The following is a 17,840-nucleotide window of genomic DNA, read 5'->3' on the forward strand; positions in this document are numbered from 1 at the left end:
TGGAGGCGTGGCGCGATGCGCGCACGGGTGACACCATAGGGAAATGGACGCCACGGCAGCGTTCCGCTCAGCACGGGACTTTCTTCTCGAATCCGACTACGAAACGGCCTACCGGGATTTCCGGTGGCCCACGCTCGATCGCTTCAACTGGGCGGTGGACTGGTTCGACGCCGTGCTCGCCGCGGAGACGCCCGGCACCGCCGCGCTCACCATCGTCGAGGACGACGGCAGCGTCGACTCCCACACCTTCGCCCAGCTCTCGGTCCGCTCCAGCCGCCTCGCCAACTGGCTGCACGCCCAGGGGGTACGGCGCGGCGACCGCATCCTGGTCATGCTCGGCAACCAGGTGGAGCTGTGGGAGACGATCCTCGCCGCGATGAAGCTCGGCGCCACGCTCATCCCGGCGACCACCCTGCTCACCGCCGACGACCTGCGCGACCGCATCGACCGGGGCAAGGTCGCGCACGTCATCACCGACGTGGACCACACGGGCAGGTTCGCCGCGGTGCCCGGCACGTACACCCGGATCGCCGTCGGCGGCGAGGCGTACGGCTGGCTCACCTACGACGAGGCGTACGACTTCCCCGACCACCTCTCCCCCGCCATCGAGCGGGAGCTGCGGGAGGGCCGGTCCGACGACACCCTGCTGCTCTACTTCACCTCCGGCACGACCGCGCTGCCGAAGCTGGTGGAGCACACCTACGCCTCGTACCCGGTGGGCCACCTGTCCACGATGTTCTGGATCGGGCTGCGGCCGGGCGACGTGCACCTCAACGTGTCCTCGCCGGGCTGGGCCAAGCACGCCTGGAGCAGCGTGTTCGCGCCGTGGAACGCCGGGGCCACCGCGCTGGTGCACAACGCCCGGCGGTTCTCCGCGCCCGCGCTGCTCGACGTGCTGCGCCGGCACGGGGTCACCACGCTGTGCGCGCCGCCGACGGTGTGGCGCATGGTCATCCAGGAGGACCTCGAGCCCCGGCCGCCGGCGCTGCGCACCGCGGTCGCCGCGGGCGAGCCGCTCAACCCGGAGGTGATCGACCGGGTGCGGGAGGCGTGGGGCATCACGATCCGGGACGGGTACGGCCAGACCGAGACCACGGCCCAGATCGGCAACACGCCCGGCTGCCCGGTGAAGCCCGGCTCGATGGGCCGCCCGCTGCCCGGGTACACGGTGACGCTCGTCGACCCGATCACCGGTGAAGTGGGCGACGACGGCGAGATCTGCCTGCCGCTCGCCGACCGGCCGCTCGGCCTCATGGCCGGCTACCGGGACGACCCGGACCTGACCGCGCGGGCGATGCGCGACGGCTACTACCACACCGGCGACCTGGCGAGCCGGGACGCCGACGGGTACATCACCTACGTCGGGCGGGTCGACGACGTGTTCAAGGCGTCCGACTACCGCATCTCGCCGTTCGAGCTGGAGAGCGTGCTGCTCGAGCACGAGGCGGTCGCCGAGGCCGCGGTGGTGCCCGCGCCCGACCCGGTACGGCTCGCCGTACCGAAGGCGTACGTGCTGCTCGCGCCCGGGTTCGAGGCGAACGCGGACACGGCCCTGTCGATCTTCCGGCACTCCCGCCGCCATCTCGCCCCGTACAAGCGGGTCCGGCGGATCGAGTTCGCCGAGCTGCCGAAGACCATCTCCGGCAAGATCCGCCGGGTGGAGCTGCGCGCGCGGGCGAGCGGCGAGTGCCCCGCGGAATTCCGGGAGGAGGATTTCCCCGAGCTCAGAACCTGACCACCTTCCCGCGGCAGCACCTCCCCGTGGCGCACGCGCTTGGACGGAAGGCGGTGGCGGCGAATATGGAAGTCCAAAATGCGGTTTCTGGCATTACCGTTGGTTACACTATGCCTGGCGATGCCGTACCGCACTGACAGTCTGATCGAATAGGTTTCATGGCCATGCTGCCGACCGTCCGCGACGTTCTTGCCCTGGACGCCGTGCGCCGCGGGGATCCCCGCGTGGTGGCCGGGCGGGACCGCCTCGACGCCACTGTCCGGTGGGTGCACGTCGGGGAGGTGAGCGACATCGCCCACCTGCTGCGCGGCGGGGAGCTGGTGCTGACCACGGGCGTCGCCCTCCCGGACGAGCCGGACAAGCTCGCCGACTACATCGCCGAGCTCGCGGAGGTCGGGGCGTCCGGCCTCATCGTGGAGCTCGGCCGCAGGTTCGTCGGGGAGCTGCCGGACGCCCTGGTCAAGGCCGCGGAGGAGCACGGGCTGCCGCTGATCACGCTCTGCCGTGAGACGCCGTTCGTGCAGATCACCGAGTCGGTGCACGCCCGGATCATCGACAACCAGCTCGAGGAGCTGCGCGCCTCCGAGCAGCTGCACAAGGTCTTCACCGAACTGTCGGTCGAGGGCGCGTCCCCGGCCCAGGTGCTCGCCCAGGTCGCCCGGCTGTCGGGGCGGCCCGTCGTGCTGGAGAACCTCGCCCACCAGGTGCTCGCCTGCGACCTGGCCGGCCGCGACGCCGGGACGGTCCTGGCGAACTGGGAGGCCCGCTCCCGCACCGTCGCGCCGAGCGAGCGCACCGCCCACGATCCGGCCTCCGGCTGGCTCGTGCAGATGGTCGGGGCGCGCGGGCAGGACTGGGGGCGGCTCATCCTGCTGTGCGACGCCGAGCCCACCCCGCGGGAGATCGTGCTCGTCGAGCGGGCGGCCACCACGCTCGCCCTCGGCCGCCTGCTCGAGCGCCACCAGGAGAGCCTGGAACGGCAGGCCCACGGCACGATCCTCACCAGCATCCTGAGCCACGCCTACGCCGACCCGGAGGAGGCCGCGGCCCGCGCCCGAGCGGTGGGCGTGCCGCTCACCGGGCGCAGGCTGATGGGCCTCGTGCTCCGCCTCACCGAGCCGGTGGACCAGGCGCTCGACGGCCAGGCCCGCCTCGGCGAGCTCGCCGAGGCGACCGCGGCCGCGTGCCGCGACATGCGGCTGCCCGCCCTGGTCGGCGCCCTCGACCAGAACCGGGTCGGCGTGCTGCTCTCGCTCGCCCCGCGCACCGTCGCCGAGAGCGTGCTCGGCGACCTCTCCGAACGGCTGCGCGCCGCCGTACCCTCGCGGTTCGTGCTCGCCGCCGGGTCGGTGGTGGACGCGGTCCGGGACGCGCGGCGCAGCCTGCTCGAGGCCGAGCAGGTCGCCGACGTGGCGGTCCGCCAGTCCGACGGCCGCCCCTTCTACCGGCTGCCCGACCTGCGGCTGCGCGGGCTGCTGCACCTGCTGCGGGACGACGCGCGGTTGCAGACCTTCGCCGAGCGCGAGCTCGGGCCGCTGCTCACGTACGACGCGCAGCGCGGCGGCGACCTCACCCGGATCCTCCGCATCTATCTCGACGCGGGCCGCAACAAGGCGGTCGCCGCGCAGCGGGCCCACCTGTCCCGGCCGGCGTTCTACGACCGGCTGCGCCGGTTGGAGCGCATCCTCGACATCGACCTCGACGACGTCGAGTCCTGTCTCTCCCTGCACGTTGCACTGCTCGCCCTGGAGTCGATCCGCCGCGACGCGCGGTGACGCCGCGCCGCCCGGCGTCCCCTCCTTACCGCCCCTCGGCACCTCTCGTTCCGCCCTCGGCAGCGTCGTGACCAGGGCGTCCGCTTGGGTACGGCCCGGCGGCGCGTGCCGTACCGGCGCGTGCGGCGGCGGGCCGGGCCCGCCTGTGTTGACGATCACTTGGAAAACATCTTTATAGCCATTCCCGCGTTTCACTCCCCTTGACCCGCAAATGTCGGGACGATGGTGCATCGCCGATACAGCACCCTCGGGGAGTTTGAATGAAGCGCCCTATTGTCGCGTTAGCTGCCGCTTTGACCGTCGCGCTTCCGCTCGGCACCGCCGGTGTCGCAGAAGCCACCGTCGGTACCGCTGCGGCCGCGACCGCTCAGGGTCGTCTTCCCTCGTCGAAAATTCCGCTCGGTGTGCCGGGAATGCCCAGGTATAAGGCGACAAATGTATTTCCCGGCGTCGACCTGTTCACCTTACGCCACGGCACCGCGACCGATGGCTACACGGTGACCGTGCTCATCAACGGCAAGGATTCCACCGGTTCCCTGGCCAGGGCCGAGGAGGTGGCCGCGGCGGTCGAGGCCGCCGGCTTCACCCCCGGCATCCAGCGGTACGTCCGCCCGGACGTGGCCGACTTCCCGGGTGCCGAGGCCTACATGGTCCGGGTCGGGCTGTGGCCGTTGAAGAAGAAGGCCGCCGCCGAGAAGGTGGTGAAACAGCTCCGGAAGGCGGACATCCCGGCCAAGGTCGACTACCTCGGCGACGACGGGTTCAAGACGACCGGGCCGTGGAACATCCAGATCCTCATGATCGATGCGCGCCGGTTCCGGGGCACGTACCGGACCACGCTGGGCCGCTCCACGGGCAAGCGGGAGACCACCTCGGCCATGGCGAAGCAGGCGGGCGCCATCGCCGCGGTGAACGGTGGCTTCTTCAGCATCCGCGCCCCGCGCAACTTCTCCGGTGACCCGACCGGCATCTCGGTGGTCGGCGGGCGGCTGCTCAGCGAGGCGGTGCGCGGCCGTACCGCGATCGTGCTCCAGGGCCGCCGGGCCCGCATCACCGAGCTCGACTCCAGCGTCACGGTGGTGGCGCCGGACGGCTCCCGGGCGAAGGTCACTGGGGTGAACCGCATCCCGGGCGCGGACGAGCTGGTCCTCTACACCGAGGAGCTCGGCACCAAGACCCCGCGCGACCAGGGCGTGGAGGTCGTGGTGGACGCCCGGGACAGGGTCGTCAAGGTGCGTGAGGCCGGTGGGGCGGTGCCGCGCGGCACCCGGGTTCTGCACGGCACCGGGGCGATGGCCGAGTGGCTCTGGTCGGTCGCACGTGAGGGGGCCGGCATGCGCATCACCACCTCGGTGGTGGACCTGCGCACCGGCCGCCGGATCCCGCTCACCCCGGACACGTACATCATGGGCGGCGGGGTCGGCATTCTGCGCAACGGACGGCAGTACATCACCGCCGCCACCGACGGCATGGCGTCCGACCACATGATCCTGCGCCGCCACCCGCGCACGCTCGCCGGCGTCACCAAGCAGGGCTCGCTCATCCTCGCCACCATCGACGGCCGCGACCCCGGCGTCACCGTCGGCGCCAACATGTTCGAGGCCGCCCAGCTCATGAAGTGGCTCGGCGCCCGGAACGCCATCAACCTCGACGGGGGCGGCTCGACCACCATGGTCGTCAAGAACAAGGTGGTGAACCGCCCGTCCGACGGCGCCGAACGCCCGGTGGGCGACGCCCTCCTCGTCGTTCCCAGGTAAAGGACGTACGAAAAGGCCCCGGAAACACGGTCCGGGGCCTTTTCCATGCCCGGCTCGCGATAGCCCTCGCGAAAACAGAAAAGGCCTCGGAATCACCGAGGCCATACCACGATCTTGGGCCGAAAGTATGCCGCCCTCAGCCCGAAAGTCTCCGAAAATGCGAACGCCCCCAGTCACAAAGACTGAGGGCGTCCACATAAAGTCGTCCGGCAGCGACCTACTCTCCCACACCCCCCAAGGTGCAGTACCATCGGCGCAGGAAGGCTTAACTACCGGGTTCGGAATGTAACCGGGTGTTTCCCTTCCGCCATAACCACCGAAACGACACCCAAAGAACAACAACGGCAAAGCCGCCTGTTGCTCGAGAACCACACAGCGAACACAAGCCTCTAGTGCGAACCACACACCACACCGAGCACGCGATGCCGCATGCTCCGTATGCGGTCAAGTCCTCGGTCTATTAGTACCGGTCAGCTCCACCCCTCACAGAGCTTCCACCACCGGCCTATCAACCCACTCATCTCGTGGGGACCTTACCCCCCAAAGGGGAGGGAGACCTCATCTCGGGGACGGCTTCCCGCTTAGATGCCTTCAGCGGTTATCCACACCGAACGTAGCCAACCAGCCATGCACCTGGCGGCACAACTGGCACACCAGAGGTTCGTCCATCCCGGTCCTCTCGTACTAGGGACAGCCCCCCACAAGTCTCCTACGCGCGCAGCGGATAGGGACCGAACTGTCTCGCGACGTTCTAAACCCAGCTCGCGTACCGCTTTAATGGGCGAACAGCCCAACCCTTGGGACCGACTCCAGCCCCAGGATGCGACGAGCCGACATCGAGGTGCCAAACCATCCCGTCGATATGGACTCTTGGGGAAGATCAGCCTGTTATCCCCGGGGTACCTTTTAGCCGTTGAGCGACACCCCAACCACACGGAAGTGCCGGATCACTAGTCCCAGCTTTCGCTCCTGCTCGACCCGTCGGTCTCACAGTCAAGCCCCCTTGTGCACTTACACTCACCACCTGATTGCCAACCAGGCTGAGGGGACCTTTGGGCGCCTCCGTTACCCTTTAGGAGGCAACCGCCCCAGTTAAACTACCCGCCAGACACTGTCCCCCACCCCGATCCAGGGGCGCGGGTTAGACGCCCAAAACAGCCAGAGTGGTATTTCACCAACGACTCCACCCCAACTAGCGTCGAGGCTTCACAGTCTCCCACCTATCCTACACAAGCCATTCCAGACGCCAATATCAAGCTGCAGTGAAGGTCCCGGGGTCTTTCCGTCCTGCTGCGCGAAACGAGCATCTTTACTCGTACTGCAATTTCACCGGGCCTGTGGTTGAGACAGCGGGGAAGTCGTTACGCCATTCGTGCAGGTCGGAACTTACCCGACAAGGAATTTCGCTACCTTAGGATGGTTATAGTTACCACCGCCGTTTACCGGCGCTTAAGTTCTCGCCTTCGCAAGCCCCGAAGAGCTCGCTAAGCGGTCCCCTTAACGTTCCGGCACCGGGCAGGCGTCAGTCCGTATACATCGTCTTACGACTTCGCACGGACCTGTGTTTTTAGTAAACAGTCGCTTCCCCCTGGCCACTGCGACCCCCACCAGCTCCCAGCGCACAGCCGTTCACCAGCAGGGGCCCCCCTTCTCCCGAAGTTACGGGGGCAATTTGCCGAGTTCCTTAACCACAGTTCACCCGAACGCCTCGGTATTCTCTACCTGACCACCTGAGTCGGTTTAGGGTACGGGCCGCCGCGGCACTCGCTAGAGGCTTTTCTCGGCAGCATGGGATCACCCACTTCGCCACAATCGGCTCGGCATCACACCTCACCCTCAATGCACCGCGGATTTGCCTACGGTGCGGGCTACATGCTTACCCCAGGACAACCACCGCCTGGGATGGGCTACCCTCCTGCGTCACCCCATCGCTTGCCTACTACCGGATCAGGCCAGGCGTTCACCCAGACACCGACGCTCAAAGAACGCCGGCCGGGCTAGGACCCTTAGTATCACCGGCCTCGACATGGACGCACCACAGCGGGTACGGGAATATCAACCCGTTATCCATCGACTACGCCTGTCGGCCTCGCCTTAGGCCCCGACTTACCCTGGGCGGATCAGCCTGCCCCAGGAACCCTTGGTCATCCGGCGCAGAAGTTTCCCACTTCTGAAACGCTACTCATGCCTGCATTCTCACTCGCGCCACCTCCACCAAGGATCACTCCCAGGCTTCACCGGCGACACGACGCTCCCCTACCCACCCCGGCAACACAACGGTCGCCGAGATGCCGCGATTTCGGCGGTGTGCTTAAGCCCCGCTACATTGTCGGCGCGGAATCACTAGACCAGTGAGCTATTACGCACTCTTTCAAGGATGGCTGCTTCTAAGCCAACCTCCTGGCTGTCACAGCGACTCCACATCCTTTCCCACTCAGCACACGCTTAGGGGCCTTAATCGACGATCTGGGCTGTTTCCCTCTCGACCACGAAGCTTATCCCCCGCAGTCTCACTGCCGCGCTCAACTTACCGGCATTCGAAGTTTGGCTGACCTCAGTAACCCGGTAAGGCCCATCAGCCAACCAGCGCCCTACCTCCGGCAAGCACCACGCGACGCTGCACCTAAATGCATTTCGGGGAGAACCAGCTATCACGGAGTTTGATTGGCCTTTCACCCCTACACACAGGTCATCCCCCAGGTTTTCAACCCTGGTGGGTTCGGGCCTCCACCCAGTCTTACCTGAGCTTCACCCTGCCCATGCGTAGATCACCCCGCTTCGGGCCTGCGGCATGCGACTCCATCGCCCTATTCAGACTCGCTTTCGCTACGGCTCCCCCACACGGGTTAACCTCGCCACACACCGCAACTCGCAGGCTCATTCTTCAAAAGGCACGCAGTCACCACACCCGAGTCCCGAAGAACCCAGGCGACACGGCTCCCACGGCTTGTAGGCACACGGTTTCAGGTACTCTTTCACAACCCCTCACCGGGGCACTTTTCACCTTTCCCTCACGGTACTCGTCCACTATCGGTCACCAGGGAGTATTTAGGCTTACCAGATGGTCCTGGCAGATTCACACGGGATTCCTCGGGCCCCGTGCTACTCGGGAAACTCCCCCAGACAGTCGCCACGGTTTCACCTACCCGGCTCTCACGGTCTACGGCCGCCCATTCCAGAACGTTCGGCTACCATGACGATTTCTCACTGCCCGGCCAGTCGGCGGACCAGCCCAGGAAGCTCCCACAACCCCGCACACGCAACGCCCGCCGGCTATCACACGCGCACGGTTTAGCCTCTTCCGCGTTCGCTCACCACTACTAACGGAATCACTATTGTTTTCTCTTCCTACGGGTACTGAGATGTTTCACTTCCCCGCGTTACCACCAACCGCCCTATACATTCAGGCGGCGGCGACCCGACATGACTCGGGCCAGGTTCCCCCATTCGGAAATCCCCGGATCACAGCCCGGTAGGCGGCTCCCCGAGGCTTATCGCAGCCTCCCACGTCCTTCATCGGCTCCTGGTGCCAAGGCATCCACCGTGTGCCCTTAACAACTTGACCACACACGGAGCACACGCCACCGCACCCGCAAACCAGCAACCCAGCACTCAACCGGTCACACCAACCCGGCACCCGCATCACGAACCCGAACCGCAGACCCAACACCCCGGCACACAGCCGAAGGTCACCGATCCACGACCCAGATCCGACTTCCCAGGCACCGGCTCCACCGAGACAGCTCAGGAATCAGGCCTCACCCGACCACCTGGACCAGTCTCCGGTCACCGGTGTGACCAGCAAGCGCTCTTAGGTCGCCGGCCGCAGACACACGGCGCGGCCACACAAGACGCTCGCGTCCACTATGCAGTTCACAAGCAACAAACAGCCACCAGCCCAACCCGCCACCAGACACCCCCACCCATCCCCTCAAGCCCACACAGAGGTAGACCGGGGATCAGGTGACAGCCGGTATGACGGAGACCGGCACCGTCCACAAGGGACCAGACCAACAGGCCCGTTCCCTCAGGACCCAACAGTGTGCCCAAACCACCAGACCCCGCCACAACCACATTCCCACTCCCACCACTCCAAAGAGCAATGGGCGGTACTAGCGGCCGGCAGCCGACCCGGCAGCCTGAATAACCAGCGCTCCACGATCACGAGCACACCACGCGCAGACCACACGCCTGCGAACGCGGCCCATGGACCACAACCACCATCCTGCCCCATGCAGAACAGCAGCCAGGCCGAGTGCTCCTTAGAAAGGAGGTGATCCAGCCGCACCTTCCGGTACGGCTACCTTGTTACGACTTCGTCCCAATCGCCGGCCCCACCTTCGACCGCTCCCCCCGGAAACCGGTTAGGCCACGGGCTTCGGGTGTTGCCGACTTTCATGACGTGACGGGCGGTGTGTACAAGGCCCGGGAACGTATTCACCGCAGCATTGCTGATCTGCGATTACTAGCGACTCCGACTTCATGGGGTCGAGTTGCAGACCCCAATCCGAACTGAGACCGGCTTTTAGGGATTCGCTCCCCCTCACAGGCTCGCAACCCACTGTACCGGCCATTGTAGCATGTTTGCAGCCCAAGGCATAAGGGGCATGATGACTTGACGTCATCCCCACCTTCCTCCGAGTTGACCCCGGCAGTCTCCCATGAGTCCCCACCACCCAAAAGGGCGTGCTGGCAACATGGGACGAGGGTTGCGCTCGTTGCGGGACTTAACCCAACATCTCACGACACGAGCTGACGACAGCCATGCACCACCTGTCACCCAGCCCCGAAGGGAGCGCCCATCTCTGGACGTTTCCGGGTGATGTCAAGCCTTGGTAAGGTTCTTCGCGTTGCGTCGAATTAAGCAACATGCTCCGCCGCTTGTGCGGGCCCCCGTCAATTCCTTTGAGTTTTAGCCTTGCGGCCGTACTCCCCAGGCGGGGCGCTTAATGCGTTAGCTACGGCACGGAGCCCGTGGAAGAACCCCACACCTAGCGCCCAACGTTTACGGCGTGGACTACCAGGGTATCTAATCCTGTTCGCTCCCCACGCTTTCGCTCCTCAGCGTCAGGACAGGCCCAGCAAGCCGCCTTCGCCACCGGTGTTCCTCCTGATATCTGCGCATTTCACCGCTACACCAGGAATTCCACTTGCCCCTGCCTGCCTCTAGCCGGCCCGTATCCACCGCAGACCCACGGTTAAGCCGCGGGCTTTCACGGCAGACGCGACCAGCCGCCTACGAGCTCTTTACGCCCAATAATTCCGGACAACGCTCGCGCCCTACGTATTACCGCGGCTGCTGGCACGTAGTTAGCCGGCGCTTCTTCCGCAGGTACACGTCACCTTCGTCCCTGCCGAAAGAGGTTTACAACCCGAAGGCCTTCATCCCCCACGCGGCGTCGCTGCGTCAGGCTTCCGCCCATTGCGCAATATTCCCCACTGCTGCCTCCCGTAGGAGTCTGGGCCGTGTCTCAGTCCCAGTGTGGCCGGTCGCCCTCTCAGGCCGGCTACCCGTCGTCGCCTTGGTAGGCCGTTACCCCACCAACAAGCTGATAGGCCGCGAGCCCATCCCCGACCGGAAACCCCAAACAGGGCACCTTTCCACCCGCCCCCATGCGGGAGCAGGTCGTATCCGGTATTAGACCCGGTTTCCCAGGCTTATCCCAGAGTCGAGGGCAGGTTGCTCACGTGTTACTCACCCGTTCGCCGCTCGAGTACCCCCGAAGGGGCCTTTCCGCTCGACTTGCATGTGTTAAGCACGCCGCCAGCGTTCGTCCTGAGCCAGGATCAAACTCTCCATGAGATGCCTCAACACCCTTGAGACACCCCCCACGAAGAGGGACATCCCAGCAAAACCATCACCCAGACACACCTCTCAGCAAAGCCCGAGGCCTTGCCGAGCAGCGCCTGGCATGACGGGGTAAAGCTCATGCACTGGCTTTTGACACACTGTTGAGTTCTCAAGGAACGGACGCGTACACCAGGCCACCGGAACCCACGTCCCAGCACCCGGGGCGTACCTCGTCGGTTCAATCTTACCAGACCTGTCCAGCCCGGGCGAACCACCCCTGAATCGGGGTAAACCCCCCAGACCGTACTAATCCGGTTGGATCCGCACCCCTGCCCTGCAGGGGCGGCCCCTAAACCTAGCCATCCCACATCCGCTACGCGAATTGATCTTGGGATGAGCTCCGTCAGAGGCCGGCCGGTCGATCGACGCCTCCACCGGACTCGCGTCCGCGTGCCGGGGACCGCGTCGATCTCGCCGACGTCCAAAACCATAGCAGTTCCCCGGATCAGCTCTTGCCAATCCTGGTAACGATCGAGAAGCGGGTCGCGTTCCGCCGAGGTTTCCCGACCGCGCCGGGTAGGTAGGGGGCGTGGCTGAGCAGCGGATCCCCCGTGCCCTCACGGTCCTGCTGGGCACGGCGTCGGCGATCGTGGTCCTCGCGGGCATCCGGGAGGTCTCGTCGATCGTGGGGCCGGTCGTGCTCGCGCTGGTCCTGGTGATCGCGGTGTCGCCGGTGCGCGAGTGGCTCACCGACCGGCGCGCGCCCGGCTGGACGATCATCGCGGCGCCGCTCGCCCTGCTCATCGTGTTCCTGCTGGGCATGGTGGCCGTGCTCACCCTGTCGATCGCGCAGCTCGCCGTACTCATCCCCACGTACTCCGACCAGCTCAACCAGCTCGTGGCCGACGCACAGCGGTGGGCGGCCCGGCTCGGGTACGGCAGCGCCGAGATCAGCCGGGCACTGGAATCGTTCGACCCCGGACAGCTGCTGGAGCTCGCCCAGCAGTTGCTGTCCGGCCTGATCGGCGTGCTGTCCAGCCTGTTCCTCATCGCCGTGCTGCTGCTCGCCATGAGCCTGGACGCGCCGAAGTTCGCGCGCGCCCTCGGCCACCTCGGGGAGAACCGGGCGGGGCCGATCGCGGCGCTGGTGAAGTTCGCGCAGCAGGTGCGCCGGTACCTGATCGTGTCGACGTTCTTCGGCCTCATCTGCGCGGTCCTCGACGTGGCCGCGCTCTACATCCTCGGGGTGCCGCTGCCGCTGCTGTGGGGCATCCTCGCCCTGATCACGAACTACATCCCGAACATCGGCTTCATCATCGGGCTGGCGCCGCCGGCACTGCTGGGCCTGCTGGAGGGCGGCCTGCGGACGATGATCCTCGTCATCGTCGCGTACGTGGCGATCAACGTGGTGATTCAGTCCTTCATCCAGCCCAAGTTCCTCGGCGACGCGGTCGGGCTGTCCACCACGGTCACGTTCCTGTCCCTCATCCTGTGGACCTTCGTCCTCGGGCCGCTGGGCGCGCTGCTCGCGATCCCGCTCAGCCTCCTCACCCGCGCGCTGCTCGTGGACAGCGATCCCGGCGCGGAGTGGGCCGCCGTGCTCCTGTCCGGCGAGCCACCGCCGGAGGACCGGTCGACGGCGGGGTCGCGCCCGACGCCGGGGAAAGGACCGCAGGACGAGCGGCCCGAGGCGGAGCGGCCGGCCTCCCGTCCTCCCACGCGGGCCGCCGCCCCGCCGTCGCCTTCCGGGCCGCCGCCTTCGCCGCCCGGCCCGGACCGTCCCCCGCCGCCGGGGGCGGCCGCGGCACGCTGAGGCACGGCCGGACGCGTCACGTGCCGGGCCGGGCCGTACCGGGTCTCGCCGTACCCGCGCAGATCACCGGCGTGCCCGTCCGGCACGGTCGGGTCAGGTGGCCGCCGCCGCGACCGAGGGCTCCTTCCCCGGTCGCCGGGGATCCTCCGGGGCCTTCCGCCGGTCCCAGGGCATCGCCGCCACGAGGATCGGCAGCAGGATGACCGAGCTCTTCGCCCACGGCGAGTGCAGGGCCGCCCACAGCTCGGGGGACTGCGTCAGGTACATGTAGCCGAGCCCGGCCCACAGCGAGCACCCGAGGATCGCCGGCCAGGCGAACCGGGTCGGGCGGGCGACGAGGAACGGCATGAACCACATGAGGTACTGCGCGCCGAGCCGGGGCGTCACCACCATGAACGCCAGCAGCATCGCGGTGGCGAGGTCGATCGGGTCGGCCTTGCGCCACAGGATCAGCACGACGAGCAGCGTGCCGTAGATCATGTACTGGCCGATGCGGGCGAGGTCGGCGTCGAGGGTCCAGTTTCCGTCGACGGCGATCGCGGTCCAGCCCCACTCGCCGATGATCGGCCGGACGGAGCCGATGATCCTGACGACCTCGGGCAGCTGCGAGATCTCCGTGCCCGCGCCGATCGGCAGCGTGACGAAGAAGAAGATCGGCGGCACCCCGGTGCTGAAGAACGCGTACGCGCGGGCGCGCAGGTCGGGCAGGAAGAGCAGCATGCCCGGGACGAGCCAGATCGGCCAGCTCTTGGCGCACAGCGCCAGGCCCATCAGCAGGCCGGCGAGGATCGCGTTGCGCACCGGCCGTTCGGTCCGCGCGTTCCGGGCCACGATGAACGCCGCCACCGCGAACACCAGCGAGACCGGCTCGACCTGGCCGTGCACCGAGGCGACGAGGATCGCCAGCGGGTTGCACGCGTACTGGAAGGCGCGCAGCGAGGCCTTCTCGCCACCGGCGAGCCTGCCGACGAGCGGGATGAGGATGATGTCACAGACCACGGTGACAAGCCGCCCGGCCACTTCCCACGGGATGCCGATCCACAGCAGCAGGGCGTAGGCGTACGGAATCATGGGCAGGAAGTGCCAGCCGTGGTTGCCCTCGAGCACCGGGTCACGCCGTTCCAGCACCGCCTGCCCGGCCGGGTAAAAGCTTCTCTCGTAGTCGACCGGCTGCCAGCTGTCAGCCGCCGACATGGCCATGATCGCCACTCGGAAAGCGATCCCGACCGCGAGGATCACGGGAAGTGACGGCCGCCACCCCTTCCACTGGGCGACGATCGCGAGCACGACACCGGTGACAAGGATGATCCCTGTGGGAATTGCGTAGTCCATGGCGGTCCTAGCCTGCCGGATCTCGCCGCCCTACGCCCACTCGGCAACCCGATCACGACCGCATCGTGCACGGATCGTGTCCTGTCCGCCGTACCCCTTTGTGGTCCCCTCCGTACGGCCGGGCGGGCGGCGTCGGCGAAGGTACGACCTGCGGTGGGATGACACGCGCGTAACTTCTCGCCGGTGGTGGCTGATTTCCAAGCGTTTGGCTGATATGACAAAGGGTGAGCGTGCGATCACGCACTGCTGATACCGGTCGGCCCGCTTGCGGGCCTGCGCGGCGGACTCTACGGGGGGCAGTGGTCATGGCCACGGAGACTCAGGTCAAACAACTCATCGGGTGCAAGATCATCGGTGTCAACGGGGAAGAGATCGGCAAGGTCGGGCAGGTCTATCTCAACGACGCGTCGCGACAACCCGAGTGGGTGACCGTCCGCACCGGACTGTTCGGCATGCGGGAGAGCTTCGTTCCGCTGCGCCACGCCCGGCACGTCGGCGAGGAGCTGCACGTGCCGTACGACAAGAACCTGGTGAAGGAGGCCCCGCACCTCGACGTCGGCCAGCATCTGTCGGTCGAGGAGGAGACCCAGCTCTACCGGCACTACGGCCTCGCGCAGCCCCACGTGCCGAGCGCCCCGCAGGCCGCGCGGCACCGGGCCGACGTGCTGGACCCGGTGCACGGCGACGGCACGACCGGGTCGGCCGGTACGGCGGAGGCACACTCCTCGGTCACCGGGTTAGGGCGGACGCGCACCTCCTCGCACGCCGTGCCCGACCTCAGCGTCTACGACCCGATCCCCGGCTACGACACGACGACCGCGCACGAGTCCACGCCGGGATACGACACGGCGCTCGGGTACGACCCCGCGCTCGGCTATGACCCGGCCCGGCTCGAGGCCCGCACGGCCGGCGAGGGCCAGGGTGAGCTGACGATCACGCGCTTCGAGGAGCGGCTGCGCATCACCAAGGAGACCCGCGAGGCCGGGCGGGTGCGCGTGCGCCGCTTCGTGGAGACCGAGGAGGCGGAGGGCACGATCCAGCTCGTCCGCGAGGAGATCATCGTCGAGCGGGAGCAGATCACCGACCCGACGGTCGACGAGATCCGGGAGATCGGCGAGGACGAGCAGGAGATCATCCTGCGTGAGGAGCGGCCCGTGGTCACCACGGAGGCCTATCCGGTGGAGCGCATCCGCATCCGGGTCAAGCAGGTTCCGGTCGAGGAGACCGTGCGCGGCGAGGTCCGGAAGGAACGCGTCGAGATCGACGAGGACGACGTGCACTACACCGGCTCCACCCGCCCCGAGCGGGAACTTCCGATGATCTGATCCACCGGTTCTCGCGCTTCGCGCCCGCGCGGTCCTCCGGTGTCGCCGCCGGAGGGCGTGCGGGCCGCTTGCGTTTCCACCGGCATTGCCGGTGACCCCGGGGCGTGGGTGGGCCGTGGCCGGGGCGGCGCGGGCGTCCACCGAGATGGCCGGGCATCGGTGGTACCGCGGGAACACGCCTGCGGTCGGCGTTGAATTGTGTGGCCGATCGGCGCCGTCCCGCGTTACCTTCCTGAATGCGCGAACGGCGAAAAGCTCGTCGCGCGCGATCCGGAGGGTCCGGCGATCTCTCTGGAAAATCACTTGGCGGCCCGGTGAGGGCGCTCTATCGTAAGGAATACAGGAACCGAACGGCGAGACCGGCACGAGGAGCACGACGATGATTCCGCACGAATTCGCCTGGCACGCGTCCGAGCGGCGTGCGCCCGGTCTGCGGCGCGTCGCCCTTGGTGCCGGGCTCGCGCCACCGGCGGTATCCGTGTAGTCAGCCGATGCACGGAGGCCGCCCCGGGTAGGCACCCGATGGGCGGCTTCGTCATATCGGAGCGGAATTCACCGACACTCCCAATCGTTTTCGACCGTCGAATGGACGCCTGCCCACGGCTGGTGGCGGGCGAGCCGGATTCAGTACCCGGACGAAATTCCGTCCTGCCCGTCGACATGGTCGGGGCGTGGTTTTTCGACAACTTCACAGTGGACGACACGGCGTTTCCGAACGCTGCCATTCCCGAATCCGCCGACGCGGTGGGGCCGTCCGCCCGTGAGCGCGGACGGCGGCAGAGCCCGTGGGCCGCCCCCCTTCCGTCCTTACCGAGCCCTTTCCGGCGGCCGCGACGGGCACCTTCTCGGGCTGATGGTGAAACGGGATCACACCTGCCTTGCAAGCAGGAGTTCAGGGTTCGATTCCCTGTCGGTCCACGAGGGCGTCCGGTGTGCGGCGGTGCCGTACGACGACCGAGTGTGGGGCAGCCAGGCCGGCCCGTCTGCCTTGGGAGCAGAAGGACGCAGGTTCGAATCCTGCCACTCGGACTCCGGACGCCCACGCCGCAGAAGCCGAAGGGGTGAGGCGACCGGCTTCCAACCGGTAGGACGGGGTTCGACTCCCCGCTGCGGCTCGGCCCTGAAGGAATAGGGCACCGGGAACGGCCGACCGGACCGTACGACGCCGGGCGTGGTCGGCGGACGGCGTCGGCGGTACGGCGGAACGCCCGGTATCGGCCGGTACTCGGCGGCGGGAGTGGCGACCCCCGCCCGGTTGACGGCCACTCGCGTCCGTACGGCCACGCCACCGGAACGGACGCGCGACCCGTGCCGCAAGGCGCGGGCTCGCCCCTCGGCAATGGACGTGCGGCCGGGCCTCCGAAGCCCGGTCACCCGGTTCGATTCCGGGCGGGGGGACCACGCGGCCCACAAGGCCGCGCACCGCGTGAGCCATTCGGCTCGCATGACCGCACACGGCAAGCGCGTTCACCGTGTACGCCCACGCGGGTCGGCACGGTCGCGCCTGGCCGGGCCGGATTGTCCATCCGGTCACCGGCGCCACGCCGTACCGGCCACACCGCGGAACGGACGCGCGACCCGTGCCGCAAGGCGCGGGCTCGCCCCTCGGCAATGGACGTGCGGCCGGGCCTCCGAAGCCCGGTCACCCGGTTCGATTCCGGGCGGGGGGACCACGCGGCCCACAAGGCCGCGCACCGCATGGCCGGGTGACCGCAGGTGCTCACGACGACCGGCGCGCCGTCACCGACGGGGCCACGCCACATGGGGCGCGGACAGCCGCAAGGCACCCTGTGATGGCGTCCGGCCCGAGGTCGATGGTGAGTCCCGGGTCATCAGGCCATCACATGCCGTCCTGGCCCAATCGGCAGAGGCGCCGCGTTCAGGGCGCGGAAGATCCGGGTTCGAATCCCGGGGGCGGCACCACGCGGGCAAAGGTCCGTGTGCTCGAAAGGGGATCGAGAAGGTACCGCGCGGTGGATGGGGACACCGTGGCGGGGACCGCGTCGCGGGGTGGCGGCGTCGCCGATGTCAGGGCGAGGTCGCCACCCTGCGATCGGCCGAGCGACACCTCGCGCCGGCATCCGGACGGCGACCCGCGATCATGGCACCGCTCACCGGGGCCGTCGCATCGTAATGGCCTCCATCCGGCTGCACGGCACGCCGTGGAGCGGAAAGGCCGAACCCGGTCGTCGTCCGGGACGATCGGCCGGTTCACCGCCCCGTTGGTCTAACGGCAAGGACATCAGGCTTTCACCCTGAAGGCGACCGGTTCGACTCCGGCACGGGGCACCGAAGACGTCAGCAGATCGCTG

6 protein-coding genes, 7 tRNA genes and 3 rRNA genes are annotated in these 17,840 nt (G+C 67.6%); 12 read left to right on the plus strand and 4 right to left on the minus strand.

Annotated elements, in window-relative coordinates:
* Nucleotides 1-43: 43 nt before the first annotated feature.
* The 3 genes from FHX40_RS15955 (at nt 44) to FHX40_RS15965 (ending at nt 5,267) form a co-directional block, all read left to right on the plus strand.
* The gene (locus FHX40_RS15955) at nt 44-1,735 is read left to right on the plus strand and encodes an AMP-binding protein (protein ID WP_142260370.1); all 1,692 of its coding nucleotides are present in this window, start codon (nt 44-46) and stop codon (nt 1,733-1,735) included.
* Nucleotides 1,736-1,899: 164 nt separating this feature from the next.
* The gene (locus FHX40_RS15960) at nt 1,900-3,510 is read left to right on the plus strand and encodes a PucR family transcriptional regulator (RefSeq protein WP_142261815.1); all 1,611 of its coding nucleotides are present in this window, start codon (nt 1,900-1,902) and stop codon (nt 3,508-3,510) included.
* A gap of 413 nt (nt 3,511-3,923) precedes the next feature.
* Nucleotides 3,924-5,267, plus strand: coding sequence for a phosphodiester glycosidase family protein (locus FHX40_RS15965; RefSeq protein ID WP_142260371.1), 1,344 nt, complete (start codon nt 3,924-3,926; stop codon nt 5,265-5,267).
* 204 nt (nt 5,268-5,471) lie between these two features.
* Here the strand turns inward: FHX40_RS15965 and rrf are convergent.
* The 3 genes from rrf to FHX40_RS15980 form a co-directional block, all read right to left on the minus strand.
* Nucleotides 5,472-5,588 (minus strand): 5S ribosomal RNA (gene rrf / locus FHX40_RS15970).
* A gap of 119 nt (nt 5,589-5,707) precedes the next feature.
* Nucleotides 5,708-8,832 (minus strand): 23S ribosomal RNA (locus FHX40_RS15975).
* Between the two features lie 701 nt (nt 8,833-9,533).
* Nucleotides 9,534-11,070 (minus strand): 16S ribosomal RNA (locus tag FHX40_RS15980).
* Together the 16S, 23S and 5S rRNA genes form the textbook arrangement of a ribosomal RNA operon.
* A gap of 577 nt (nt 11,071-11,647) precedes the next feature.
* Here FHX40_RS15980 and FHX40_RS15985 point away from each other — a divergent pair.
* Nucleotides 11,648-12,871, plus strand: a complete 1,224-nt coding sequence (locus tag FHX40_RS15985; RefSeq protein WP_229788935.1) for an AI-2E family transporter — start codon at nt 11,648-11,650, stop codon at nt 12,869-12,871.
* Between the two features lie 93 nt (nt 12,872-12,964).
* Here the strand turns inward: FHX40_RS15985 and FHX40_RS15990 are convergent, their stop codons facing one another.
* Nucleotides 12,965-14,203, minus strand: coding sequence for a hypothetical protein (locus FHX40_RS15990; protein ID WP_142260372.1), 1,239 nt, complete (start codon nt 14,201-14,203; stop codon nt 12,965-12,967).
* Nucleotides 14,204-14,508: 305 nt separating this feature from the next.
* On the opposite strand from FHX40_RS15990, the gene FHX40_RS15995 reads away from it, so the two are divergent.
* From FHX40_RS15995 to FHX40_RS16020, 8 genes are all read left to right on the plus strand, one after another.
* Entirely contained in the window at nt 14,509-15,528 is a 1,020-nt protein-coding gene (locus tag FHX40_RS15995) for a DUF2382 domain-containing protein (RefSeq protein WP_142260373.1), read from the plus strand.
* A gap of 847 nt (nt 15,529-16,375) precedes the next feature.
* A tRNA-Ala gene (locus FHX40_RS16000) sits at nt 16,376-16,446 on the plus strand.
* A gap of 36 nt (nt 16,447-16,482) precedes the next feature.
* A tRNA-Pro gene (locus FHX40_RS16005) sits at nt 16,483-16,557 on the plus strand.
* Nucleotides 16,558-16,571: 14 nt separating this feature from the next.
* Nucleotides 16,572-16,643: transfer RNA gene (locus FHX40_RS16010), tRNA-Gly, on the plus strand.
* Nucleotides 16,644-16,858: 215 nt separating this feature from the next.
* A tRNA-Arg gene (locus FHX40_RS25125) sits at nt 16,859-16,929 on the plus strand.
* A 201-nt stretch (nt 16,930-17,130) separates the two neighbouring features.
* Nucleotides 17,131-17,201, plus strand: a tRNA-Arg gene (locus FHX40_RS25130).
* Nucleotides 17,202-17,374: 173 nt separating this feature from the next.
* Nucleotides 17,375-17,451: transfer RNA gene (locus tag FHX40_RS16015), tRNA-Leu, on the plus strand.
* Between the two features lie 293 nt (nt 17,452-17,744).
* Nucleotides 17,745-17,817, plus strand: a tRNA-Glu gene (locus FHX40_RS16020).
* The last annotated feature ends 23 nt before the right edge of the window (nt 17,818-17,840 follow it).

The sequence above is a fragment of the Thermopolyspora flexuosa genome (assembly GCF_006716785.1).
Classification (GTDB): Bacteria; Actinomycetota; Actinomycetes; order Streptosporangiales; family Streptosporangiaceae; genus Thermopolyspora; species Thermopolyspora flexuosa.